General features: G+C 71.7%; 10 protein-coding genes. 8 read left to right on the top strand and 2 right to left on the bottom strand.

Annotated elements, in window-relative coordinates; translation table 11 throughout:
* The first annotated feature begins 511 nt into the window (after positions 1 to 511).
* The 5 genes from IE98_RS0129770 (at position 512) to IE98_RS0129750 (ending at position 5004) form a co-directional block, all read left to right on the top strand.
* Positions 512 to 874 (top strand): hypothetical protein, encoded by a 363-nt coding sequence (locus IE98_RS0129770; RefSeq protein ID WP_030274269.1) that lies wholly within the window; start codon positions 512 to 514, stop codon positions 872 to 874.
* Positions 875 to 1148: 274 nt separating this feature from the next.
* Positions 1149 to 1430, top strand: a complete 282-nt coding sequence (locus IE98_RS0129765) for a hypothetical protein (RefSeq protein ID WP_159401110.1) — start codon at positions 1149 to 1151, stop codon at positions 1428 to 1430.
* A 346-nt stretch (positions 1431 to 1776) separates the two neighbouring features.
* Positions 1777 to 2325, top strand: a complete 549-nt coding sequence (locus tag IE98_RS0129760; protein WP_030274266.1) for a hemerythrin domain-containing protein — start codon at positions 1777 to 1779, stop codon at positions 2323 to 2325.
* A 109-nt stretch (positions 2326 to 2434) separates the two neighbouring features.
* Positions 2435 to 2845 carry a hypothetical protein gene (locus IE98_RS0129755; RefSeq protein ID WP_030274264.1) on the top strand — a complete coding sequence of 137 codons (411 nt, stop codon included), beginning with the start codon at positions 2435 to 2437 and terminating at the stop codon, positions 2843 to 2845.
* A gap of 5 nt (positions 2846 to 2850) precedes the next feature.
* Positions 2851 to 5004 (top strand): SpoIIE family protein phosphatase, encoded by a 2154-nt coding sequence (locus IE98_RS0129750; protein ID WP_030274263.1) that lies wholly within the window; start codon positions 2851 to 2853, stop codon positions 5002 to 5004.
* A gap of 514 nt (positions 5005 to 5518) precedes the next feature.
* Here the strand turns inward: IE98_RS0129750 and IE98_RS0129745 are convergent.
* Both IE98_RS0129745 and IE98_RS52060 read right to left on the bottom strand, forming a co-directional pair.
* Complete coding sequence (locus tag IE98_RS0129745) at positions 5519 to 5950, bottom strand: ASCH domain-containing protein (protein ID WP_030274261.1); 432 nt, start codon at positions 5948 to 5950, stop codon at positions 5519 to 5521.
* Between the two features lie 116 nt (positions 5951 to 6066).
* On the bottom strand, positions 6067 to 6192 hold the full coding sequence (locus tag IE98_RS52060) for a hypothetical protein (RefSeq protein WP_267882374.1): 126 nt from the start codon (positions 6190 to 6192) through the stop codon (positions 6067 to 6069).
* Between the two features lie 741 nt (positions 6193 to 6933).
* Here IE98_RS52060 and IE98_RS0129735 point away from each other — a divergent pair.
* The 3 genes from IE98_RS0129735 to IE98_RS0129720 all read left to right on the top strand — a co-directional run.
* A complete protein-coding gene (locus IE98_RS0129735) occupies positions 6934 to 7911 on the top strand; it encodes an AAA family ATPase (protein WP_030274258.1) in 978 nt (325 codons plus the stop codon).
* Complete coding sequence (locus IE98_RS0129730) at positions 7904 to 10537, top strand: S8 family peptidase (protein ID WP_052391134.1); 2634 nt, start codon at positions 7904 to 7906, stop codon at positions 10535 to 10537. The genes IE98_RS0129735 and IE98_RS0129730 overlap by 8 nt, the downstream gene beginning before the upstream one ends.
* 1018 nt (positions 10538 to 11555) lie before the next feature.
* A partial coding sequence (locus tag IE98_RS0129720) for a cation:proton antiporter regulatory subunit (RefSeq protein ID WP_043173353.1) occupies positions 11556 to 11963 on the top strand: 408 nt, incomplete at its 3' end.

The following is an 11963-nucleotide window of genomic DNA, read 5'->3' as shown; positions in this document are numbered from 1 at the left end:
CCGCCGGGTTCTCGGCTGGCCGGGGTGCTCACCCGGCCGCGGGCTGCCGTGTGATCGATGCCGGCGGCGGACGGTTGGCGGTCCGTCCCACGGCCGTGATGTCAGTAATGTCCCCCTGGCAGGCCTGGCACAGGACATAGGACCTTCCGTCGGGCGTGGCCACGGTTCCCCACCCGCTGCAGATCTGGCAGGACCGTGCCCTCGCGAGGTCGACCGGGGGCGGCGGGTCGGCAGTGCTCATGGGTTGCTTCCTCGTGTTGCCTGAGGGCGTCCACGTCGGCGGTGAGGGGATCGTCGATGCGCGGCATCACCGTCCAGCATCCAACGACATGAAGAATTCATCAACTCAACATGTCATGCATTGCAAATGAGGTGGCCCCCTTCCGGCAGAAGTCGATCGCTTACGGTCATATCGGTGGGCCGTGCCGTTCGCTTTCCTAGGATCGCCCGACAGAAGGGGACATCAGCGCGCCGGGACACTTCCCTGCGCCCGAACGGCTGGAGAACACACGTGGCCGGCATCGAGACCTCGCTCAAGGACGCGATGAGCATCGACGGCGCGCTCGGCGCCGCCCTGGGGGACTACACCAGCGGTATGGCGCTCGGCACCGCCGGCCCGGCAGAGACCCTGTCCGTCGCGGCCGCCGCCACCACCGACATCCTGCGCGCCGAGATGCGCGCCCTGGAACTGGCGGGCCAGGGCGACCAGACGCTGGAGGACATCCTGATCAGCCTGACCGGTCAGTACCACCTGATCCGGCCGCTCACCCGCCACCCCGGGCTGTTCCTCTATTTGATGCTTGACCGCAACCGCTCCAACCTCGCCATGGCCCGCCACCACTCGCGGCGCATCGAGGCCGACCTCGAAGTCTGACACCGCGTCGCCTCCCGGCGAACGGCACCGCGGCGGGCGGCAGGACAGCCGTCGGGATTCCGGCTCGGCGGCAGTGCGTCGGCGCGCACAGGTGGAGTCGTCCGGTTCTTCCGGTTCAGGCACGGCCGCGCGAAGGCACGCTCGGGAGGGCGCCGCGACAGCGTCGGCCGGGCCTGTGCCGTCGCCTCCCGTGCCGGAGGCATGACCGCTCCGGAATCGGGGCATACGCGCTGCTGTGGCTGTACCTTCCGCGCCCTCCGACTTGCTGGCACAGGTGCAGAACGCCCTGATTCAGGCGGGTTTTCACCTGGTCAGTGACGAGACGGAGGACGGCCGGCCGGGACTGTCGGCGAGGGAGGTGCCGGCCGGGGTAGTGGTGAGGTGGGCAGCTTCCGACGGCTTCAACTCGCTGGCACACCAGCGCTCCGGCGGCGGCGACAGCATCCAGGCGATCGTGCAGGCCGCGGTCTCGAGCCTGCTGGGACAGCTGGGGCACACCGTCACGGGCCCGTCGGCCGGCGGTGAACTCGTGATCCTCGCAGATCAGCAGCGCTGACTGCCGTTCGACGCTGCGGCGGGGCCGCAAGGCATCGCACGCAACCTCGGCCGGCCGTTGGCGGAGCACTTTGCCGGCGTGTCATCGGCCCCGACTGCTCACGCGTGCGGCAGGTGGGGCAGACCGCGCAAGCGCTGACGATCCCACCGGCGCAGCGGAGCGATCTCCACAGCACGGCCCGCCGGCCGGGCCCCTGATGCCGGAACGCCTGCGCGGGACAATGGAAGGTGAACGAAGGACAGGCCCGGAACAAGGGAAGGGCGATGGCCGGGCACCAGGAGCCGGACGGTCCGGCCGCCCCCGGCCCGAGGCGACCGGTTCGCCGCGTGATGTGAGGAGGGCGGCCATGCACAGCCTTGACGTTGTGGAGGAGCTCGCCGTCGACCACAGGGAGGCGGAGGCACTGTTCGACCAGATCCGGGCGCTGCCGCCGGCGGACGCGCGCCGAAAGCACCGCGCCGACGACCTGACGATCCTCCTGGTGCGGCACATCGTGGCGGAGGAGGAGTACCTGCATCCCGCGGTGCGCGAGCAGGTGGCAGGTGGGGCGGCGCTCGTGGAGGAGGCGGCGGCCGAGGACGGCCGGATCCAGGCGACGCTGAAGGAGTTGGAGCACCACCAGGCCCACGACCCCGGCTTCGACGACCTGGTGGACCGCCTCGCGGCCGAGGTGTCGGCCCATGCCGAATCCCAGGAGCACCGCATCTTCCCCGCGCTGCGCAGCTCCTGCACCACCGACGAACTGCAGACGCTGGGCCGCAAGGTCCGCCACGCGAAGACGCTCGCGCCCACCCGTCCCCACCCTGCCGAGGCCTCGAACAAGCTCCTCACCCCGGCGGTCGGCCTGGTCGACCGGCTGCGCGACCTGCTGTCCGGACGCGGCCACGCCGTCTGAACCGGCTGGCAGCCACGCGACCGCACAGGGCTCGGTCGAATACCCCTGCTCGCGCCGATCGGGCGGCCGGTCGGGTGCCGTCACTCCAGGCTGGGCGTATTGTCCGGATATGGGTGACGTGTGGTGTGAGTGGTGCGGGACCCGGCTGCCGGGACCTGCGGGTTCACGCCGCCGGTTCTGCCGGGCCGCGCACCGCCAGGCGGCGTGGCGGGCCCGCCGCCGGTGGCGGGCGGCGGCACCGGCCCGCGGAGCGCTGGAAGCTGCGGAGGCCCGGCTGCTGGCGCAGCTGCTGGTCATCGCCCAGCGGGCGCAGCAGCTGGGACAGGGGCAGCCGCCGTGGTGGCACTGTGCCGCGGTCGCGCAGGTGCCGGAGCTGGCCGGGCAGGTGGTGCGCTCGGCGGTGCTGGCCGATCGCAGTGCCGGCGCCAGTTGGGCGCAGATCGGAGAGGGTCTGGGGATCAGCGCGGACGCGGCCCGCGCCCGTTTCGGACGCGCCCGCCGCACTGCCGGGACACGGTGACGTCCATGCATCCGCCCACCCGCCCCGGCGACCCCTCAGCCGCTCCCGCGAGCTCCGGTCCGGGGCTGCTGGATGCGGTCCTGGCCGAGGTGGTGCAGGGCACCGGGGCCTCGGTCGGCATGGTCTACCTCTCCGCGCCGGGCGAGCAGGTGCTGCGCCTGGCCGTGGTCTCCGGCGTGTCCCGGCAGATCGCCGCGCCGTGGGAGCGCATCCCGCCGGACGCGTCGATTCCGGTGGCGGACGCCATCAGGGAGCGCCGCCTGGTCTGGTTGGGCAGCCAGGAGGAGATGGCCCGCCGCTATCCCAACCTGGGCATCGTTTTGCCGTACGACTTCATGCTGGCCGCCGCCCCGCTCGCCGGCGAGCACGCCGCCTGGGGCGGGATCGTGCTGCTGTGGCCGATCTGGCACCCGCCACAGCTCAGCCCCCAGGAGCGCGAGGCGATCACTGCCTCCTGCCGCCGCGCCGCCTTGCACCTGGAACATGCGGCAGTCGGCGGCCGCCCCCTGCTGCCCGCCGACGAGCCACGCGTGCTGACCCCGCCACGCCGGCACGAAACCGACCCCGTCCGGGCCCAGGCCGCCCTCGACTTCACCGAACGCCTCCCCACGGGCTGCTGCGCCCTGGACCTGGACGGGAGGACCACCTTCATCAACCCCGCAGCCGCCGACCTGCTGGACGTCGGTGCCGCGACCTTGGTGGGCCGGCGCCCGTGGGAGGCGCTGCTGTGGCTGTACGACCCCGTCTTCGAAGACCGCTACCGGGCCGCGGTCATCACCCGCCAGCCCGCCTCCTTCACCGCCCTGCGCCCCCCGGACAGCTGGCTGTTCTTCGAGCTCTACCCCGGCGACCACGGCATCAGCGTCCACATCACCCCCGCCACGGCACGACCCTCCACCACCGCGCCGGGGCAGCAGCCGGCTGCCGAGCAGGTCGGGGCGATGGGGCTCTACCACCTCACCCACCTGGCCGCGGCCCTCGCCCAGGCCGCCGGCATGCGCGAGGTGGCCGCGCTGGCCGCCGACCAGATCGTTCCCTCCTTCGGACCCCAGGGCATGGCGGTGCTGACCGCGGAGGAAGGCCGGCTGCGGATCGTCGGCCATCGCGGCTACCCTGCCGAGTTCATCGACCGCTTCGACGGCACGCCCCTGGCCGACACCCGCACCCCGGCCGCCCGCGCGCTGACCACCGGCACCGCGGCCTTCTTCGCCACCCCCGCCGACCTGCAGCGCACCTACCCCACATCCCCCCGCTATCCCGGCCGCAACGCCTGGGCCTTCCTCCCCCTGACCGCATCCGACCACGCCGTGGGCGCCCTGATCCTCTCCTACGACCGGCCCCGGCCCTTCCCGCCCGCCGAACGCGCCCTGCTCACCTCACTGGCCGGACTGGTCGCCCAGGCCCTGGACCGCGCCCGCCTCTACGACACCACCCGCAGCCTGGCCCGTACCCTGCAGACCGGCCTGCTGCCCCACACCCTGCCGCCCGTCCCCGGCCTGCAGGTCGTGGCCCGCTACCGCCCCGCCGAACACGGCCTGGACATCGGCGGCGACTTCTACGACCTGATCCGCACCGGCCCCACCACCGCCACCGCCGTCATCGGCGACGTCCAGGGCCACAACACCACCGCCGCCGCCCTCATGGGCCAAGTCCGCACCGCCGTCCACGCCCACGCCACCGCCGGCACACCCCCCGGCCACATCCTCGCCGCCACCAACCGCCTCCTCGCCGACCTCGACCCCGGCCTGTTCACCAGCTGCCTCATCGCCCACCTCGACCTCACCCACCACCGCGCCCACCTCGCCACCGCCGGCCACCCCCCACCCCTGCTGCGCCACCCCGACGGCCACACCGAAATCCCCCGGCTCCCGCCCGGGCTGCTGCTCGGCATCGAAACCACCGCCGACTACCCCACCACCGAGATCCCCCTGCCTCCCGGCACGCTCCTGGCCCTCTACACCGACGGACTCGTCGAAACCCCCGGCACCGACATCGACGACGCCCTCGCCGACCTCGCAATCCACCTGACGCACCACCACGAACCCGACCTCGACACCCTCACCGACAGCGTCCTGCAGTACGCCACGCGGACCACCCCGCCCACCGACGACATCGCCCTGCTCGTCCTGCGCACCACCCGGCCACAACCCGGAACGTGACCCGGAAACCGGGGGCGCCGCGCTTCCGCTCGAACAGGCCGGCAGACGGTCGCAGAACCTGATGACGGACGGGATGCCGTCGACTGTGGTGATTCCAGCTGCAGGTGGTGTCACCGGTGTTCGCGCTGCCGGAGGCGGTAGTGACGCTCATTCCTGCAGCCGGCCTTCGGGCGACCCCCGGCGGCATCAGCGGGTCCGGCCAGGATGTCGCCGACACCGCAGGACGGCTGCCGACGCGACCCGCAGGCAGCTGATCGGCGGCCTACGGTGACGGTGGCAGTCCAAGACTGGTGCCCCGCGCCGGGAGCTCCCCGAAGAGCGGGCCGCGGAATCGGCCCTACAACCACTTCGGCGGTGGCAGCGCGACGGCACATGGAAGCGGATCTTCGAGCACCTGCAGGCCGAGAACGATGCGAAGGGCCTGACCACGTGGAATGTCAGCGTGGACTCCACGACCGCCCGCGCGCACCACCACGCCGCCGGGGCCCGCAACGTCCATCGAGTCGCAAGCGGGTCACGGACTGTCCGGGGCGCCCGGCTCGACCACTCGGAAGCGTTCCGCAACGACAAGAGTGTCGTCATCAATGACCGGGGTGCGTCCCAGGTACTCGCTCACACCATCGCTCCGGAAGAACTCTTCGTGCGCCGTCCGCCACTCGGCCACGCCCAAGTAGCCGCGTCCCTCGGCTCGCGCGAAGTCGTCGTCGATCTCCTTCAGGGGAACAACACGCACCTCGACAAGCTCGATCGTGACGGCGTGACGACCTTCGGAATCAAGCACCGAGAATCGCTGACCGGCCGTCGGCACTGCCTCCCCCGCATGCTCGTAGATTTCCAGGAGACCCGTGAGCGAGGTCTTCTCACCACTCAGAATCGCCGCCACACCACGGTCACGTTCCGGACCGGGGAAGGCGAGCTCAAGAGGCGGAAGGTCGTCGTGTCCCACCGAGCGAGGGTACGAAGCCCGGCCGCATCGATCAAGGCCCACCGCTGCGCCCGCTCCGGGCGCCCACAGCAAGCACCGTCCACGCCGCGCCCTGAACGTGCCACGGGAACCGCCGCTCAGCGCCGCCGCCGGCGCCTGCCGTCCGGAGGGAAGACGAAAGCAAGGACGACGCCCAGGGCGACCACAGCGATCGGCGTGAGAATGTCCGGGAAGCTGGCCGCCGGATCGTCGGTGTTCACCATAGAACCTGCCGTGAGACAACCCACGATGACGAGCATGTGCGGGAAGTACCGGATGTACCTGACCATAAGCCGTGCCAACCCGAACATCGCGGCCCCTCCCCTTCAGTCCGAAGGGCCACGGTAGCGCGAACAGACGTGCATGAGGACTTCGATCCGGCAGAGTCCCGTGCGAACAGCGGCGTTGGCCTACGGAGTTGGGAGGCGATAACGGTGAGCAACTCGCAACGCGACCGGCCACCGGCCAGGGCCTCGGCATCAGCAACGTCCTTCCGGCGCCGGCTTACGAGTCCTGCGGCCTGTACCCGGGCTGCGCCCACCGGAGCCGGGTTCGCGAACTGCCCTGCCGGGTAGCCATGCTCCCCCGGAGCGGCCGGGTCGAGCAGTGTCCGGCCGCCCGTACGGTGCCGGGGCGCGCCCCCACCGCGCCCCGGCACGCCAGGCAGACGCTCGTCAGGGTGTGACGATCACCACCGACCGCTGCAGAATCCTCCAATCCAGCAGGGAAGCGCTCGAGAGCCTGTTCGCGGCGTCTCGTGGTGGCGATCGCTCCGCATGCGGCGCGCGCTGCGCCATACGATCCGCCAGGTGCAGGCATCGCAGCCCTGGCCCGCTGCTGGCGGGTTTGGGCGGCCGCCGTACGATGGACGCGGCGCTGAATCACTGCGATCTGGGTATCGATGGCCCAACGCGCTCGTTAGAGTGGCGGGCCGGTCCGGTCTCCAACGAAGGGGTGTGAGGTGTGTGGCTGCCACGGCTGACCACCTCAAGGCGCTCCTGACCGCGCACGCCGAAGGCGACGACGACCTCTTCTACAGCGTCGCTCTGCAGGTCGCCGCGAAGTCCGCCCGCCAGGGCCACAGCAAACTCGCCGTCGAGATCCGCGAGCTCATCGACTCCGCCCGAGCCCAGAAGATCCCCCGCACCGGCCCGATCCCGGTCGTCCAGCCCCGGGGCGAACTCGCCAGCCTTCTCACCGCCGGCTACTCGGATGTCCGCCTGGACGACATGACCCTCGCCGAGGACGTCCGCGCCAGCCTCGACAAGGTCATCCACGAGCAGCGCCAGCGCGCCCGCCTGGAACAGTTCGGCTTCACCCCCGTCCACCGCATCCTGCTGTCCGGCCCACCGGGCACCGGCAAGAGCATGACCGCCGCCGCCCTGGCCAAGGAACTGTCCCTGCCGCTGTTCACCATCCGCCTCGACGGGCTGATCAGCCGCTTCATGGGCGAAACCGCCTCCAAACTGCGCCTGATCTTCGAAGCAGCCGCCGAGACCCGCGCCGTCTACCTCTTCGACGAGTTCGACGCCCTCGGCGCCGAACGAACCGCCGGCAACGACGTCGGCGAAGCCCGCCGCATCCTCAACTCCTTCCTCCTCTTCCTCGACGAAGCCCCCTCCGAAAGCCTCGTCATCGCCGCCACCAACCACCGCCACCTCCTCGACCGCGCCCTCTTCCGCCGCTTCGACCTCGTCGTCCGCTACCAACCCCCCTCCCCGGACCAGGCGATCGAGGTTTTGCAGCGAAGGCTCACCGGTATGAACACCGCAGCAGTCCGGTGGGCCGACCTCACCGGCAAGGTCGACCAGCTCAGCCACGCAGAGCTGGTCAAGGCAGCGGAGTCGGCCGCCAAACGCGCCATCCTCGGAGGGGACGACATGATCGACGAACGCCTACTCATCGACGCCCTGGACGAGCGGCACGCGCTGCGCCATGCCTGACCCGGCCCCGCCGAGGTTCACCCCTCACCTGCTCGTCCCGTGGAACGCCGCCACCCTGGCCGCCAAGAGACGGGCCGGCGGCGGTGGCGGCGACGATCCGGTCGACAGAACGGCGGACCGCCAGAGCCACGTCACCCGGCTCCTCGACGGTCTGCAACAGGCCCAGCGGGACGCCGTCGAGGACCGCCGCCACATCGAGCAGGAGCACCGGCCCGACGGATTCGCGATCTCCGTCGAAGCCGCCGAGGGCCACGGCCTCAACCTGAAGGCCCTCGACAGCTCCGGCCTGACCCTGCTGTCCGCCCGGCCGGCCACGCCCGGGCACCCCCAGGACGCCGTGGTCTGGATCCCGGACGGCAGCGTCCAGACCTTCGCCAACAAGATCAGCCAGTTCACCCAGGACACACCCGGCGGGAACCCGAAGCAGGCCGCCACGGTGGCCAACATCGAACGCATCCAGCGGGCGGTCCTCGAACACCTCTGGCAGGAGGAGACCCCACTCCCGGACCTGGCCGCGACCAGGTGGTGGGAGCTGTGGTTCGACCCCGCCATCAGCAGCGACGACCAGCTCCAGGCCCTGCGCACCACCGCCGAGGAGCAGGGCTGGCAGCTCGCGCCCCGGGCCGTCACCGTCGGCGGCTACCACGTCGCCCAGGTCGAGGCCCCCGGCGACCGGCTCAGCCTCCTGCTGACCACCAACTGCCCGGCCGAGATCAGACGCCCCAGCTTCGCCGAAGAGATCCACACCACCCAGCGCGCCCTGCAAATGCCGCTCGTGGAGGACCTCGCCGCCCGCCTTGAGCAGGCACCCCCCGGATCACCCACGGTGTGCGTCCTGGACACCGGCATCCGGCAGAGCCACATCCTGCTGAAGGACGCGCTCGCCGGCCGGGCCCAGAGCGCCCTGGCCGGGGAGGGCCCGGACGACCGCAGCGGGCACGGCACCGAAATGGCCGGCCTCGCCCTGTACGGCAACGGCCTCGACGCCGCGCTGGCAACGAACGAGCCCGTGCAGCTCACACACGGGATCGAAGCCGTCAAGCTCCTGCCCACCAAGACTCCCGGCAGCCAGCGCACGTACGGCGAGGTCACGGCCGACGCGGTGGCCGTCGCCGAAACCGGATCGGTTGAGCAGCCGAGGGCGCGGGTGTTCTCGATGGCCGTCACCAAGCCGTCGGTGCGGCCGGAGAACGGCACCGACGGAACGGCGACCCTGTGGTCCGCCACCGTCGACGCCCTCGCCGCGGGCACGTCCGTGGCCGTGCGCGACGACCGGATCGAGCTGCTCGGCGCCCCCGACCCCACCGCCTCCCGGCTGATCATCGTCTCGGTCGGAAACATCCGCGACCGCCTGCCCGACGAGATGCGGGCGACCGACGGCAGCCCCGGCCACCTCGACCTGTGCGACACCTCGCGGATCGAAGACCCGGCCCAGGCGTGGAACATCCTCGCCGTCGGCGCCTACACCGACCTCACCACCGTCCCCGACGACCCCTCCTTCGCCGGATACCGCCCCCTCGCCCAGGCCGGCGAACTGTCGCCCTTCAGCCGCACCTCCGTGTCCATGCCCGAGACCACGCCCGTCAAGCCGGACATCGTCCTCGAGGGCGGCAACCTCCTCGTCGACGAGACCAACACCCAGTGGCACCAGCACGACATCGTCGGCCTCACCACCACCGGCATCCACATCGACCGGCCCCTCACCACCGCCAACGCCACCAGCGCCGCCACCGCCCAGGCCGCCCACCTGGCAGCCATGGCCCACGCCGCCTACCCGGCCCTGCGGCCCGAAGCCGTCCGCGCCCTGCTCGTCCACGAGGCCCGCTGGACCGCCCCCATGCTCCAGGGCGTCTACACCAAGAGCGGGAGGCCCAGGATGGGGCCGGGCGACTTCGCCCGGAAGGTCCTGCGCCGCTACGGCTGGGGCGTGCCGACACAGGAGAGGGTCCTGTCGAGTGCGGCCAACGCCGTCACCCTCATGATCCAGGACACGCTGACCCCCTACCACCGCCACCCCGACGGCCCCCGCCTCGGTGAGCTCAAACTCCACACCCTCCCCTGGCCCCGCGAACAGCTCGACGAGCTCGGCGGCACCGACGTCGAACTGCGCGTCACCCTGTCCTACTTCATCGAGCCCAACCCCGGACGCAAGGGCGTGCGGGGCCAGCACACCTACCCCTCGCACCGGCTCCGGTTCGCCATGAAGAGCTCCCTCGAATCCCAGGCCGCGTTCGAACGCCGCATCGCGCAGAACGCGGAGGCGGAAGACGACGGCATCACCAAGATCAAGAATTTCGAGGCCGACGACGCCTGGGTCGTCGGCCCCACCAACCGCAACCGCGGATCCCTGCACAGCGACGTCTGGCGCGGCGACGCCACCACCCTCGCCGGCAGCGGCATGCTCGCCGTCTACCCCGCCGGCGGCTGGTGGAAGGACCACAACCGCACCGACCGCATCGGCCGGAAGGTCTCCTACGCCCTGCTCATCTCCCTCGCCACACCGGAAGTCACCACCGACCTCTACACACCCACGGCCCTCAAGCTCGACGTCCCGATCCCCACCGGCCTCGCCGCCAGGCCGCAGACCTCCGTCGGAGCGTCCGTCCAACTGCCCATCGACTGGTAACACGGCCCGCTTGGGCCCCCGCGAACGGCAGCCTGCCGCCACCGCACAGTCGGCCGGCCACATACCCAGAACAACAGGGCAGCCTCGAAGCGGTTGTACCAAGGTGATCCCCGACCCGGTCCCGCGCACAGCCCCTCCCTGCCGCCTGGGCTCTGGTGAGAACACCGGACGCGGTCCGGCCGGGTCGCCGTTGGCCACGGGGGCGCCTAACGTCGGAGGTGAGCAGAGGTGTGGGTCACCGGGCCGCCGGTCGAGACGACCGGCGGCCCGGCTCTGTCCGCTCGCAGACAACGCCGGGGCCGTGCAGGAGCCGGTCGAGGGGCCCGCTGCCCGAATAGGGGCGGGCAGCGGGCCGTGCCCGGAAGGACCCGCGTGTGCGAACCAGCCGCAGGGCCGGGCCCACCAGCAATGCCCTGTGCAGCGCTCCCCAAAGCGCCGGACACGGACGCGTCGCACGAACAGAGCAGCAGCAACGAGTGGCACGGATGTGCGCCGCCGCGCTGTGCGAAAGCCGCGCAGAACCTGAATCAACGTGTCGTCGCCTCCGCCACCAGCGGGTGCCGGACGGCGCAGCCAACGCATCCCACCTCCTCCCTCCACTCAAAGCCCTGCGCCCCCACCTGCACGCCGGTCACCCCACCCTGGCCGACCGCCTCGCCCGGCACACCGACCAGCTGCGCCACGACAGCACCCGGCAGCGCGCCTGACCCGGCGCCCTGGCGTTCACGGGCGACGGCAGGGCCGGGACGACACAGTCAGGGCCGCCCGCGCGACCGAGCATCTGCACCAGGTCAGGTCGCAGGCGCGTGCCCGAGCAGCGAAACTCCGGCCCCGGCCTCGTTTCCGCACCCGCCGACACCCGTGGCAGGCACCGAGCGGCCACGCGCCGACGCCCGCAGGACAAGGCGCTTTACGTTTTCATTACTATAGGACGGCCGATTCCGCATCCAGGCACCGCGCGCCGCGCGGCAGTCCGCCCTGCGCGCTGCCCGGATCCGCTGACGAGAGGACAGACGCCGTGCCCGTTCCCCGAGTCCGGACGACCAGCCTGCCCGGCGTGGGCATCCAGTACGACCTGACCACCCGAGAACACCGGCACCTCTCCGTCATCGCCCACCGCGACGGCACCCGCAGCCTCAACGTCTACCGCGCCGACGACCCGGACGCCTGCGCCCAGGCCCTGCACCTGACGGCGGACGAGTCGACCGCCCTGGTGGACGCGCTGATGCCCGCTCACCACAGCCCCGGCGTCCTGCACACCACCGATCTCGGCCTGGTCGCCGAGCGCATCCCGCTCGGCGGCACCTCGTACTGGAACGGCCGGCTCCTCGGCGACACCAGGATGCGGACGGCCACCGGCGTCTCCATCGTCGCCGTGCTCCGCCGCACCGGCGCGGTGCCCTCCCCCGGCCCGGACTTCCGGCTG

Origin of the sequence: Streptomyces sp. NRRL B-24484 (genome assembly GCF_000717715.1) — a bacterium.
GTDB lineage: Bacteria > Actinomycetota > Actinomycetes > Streptomycetales > Streptomycetaceae > Kitasatospora.
The sequence above is the reverse complement of the archived record's forward strand: the minus strand, read 5'-3'. Positions and strand labels throughout refer to the sequence as shown.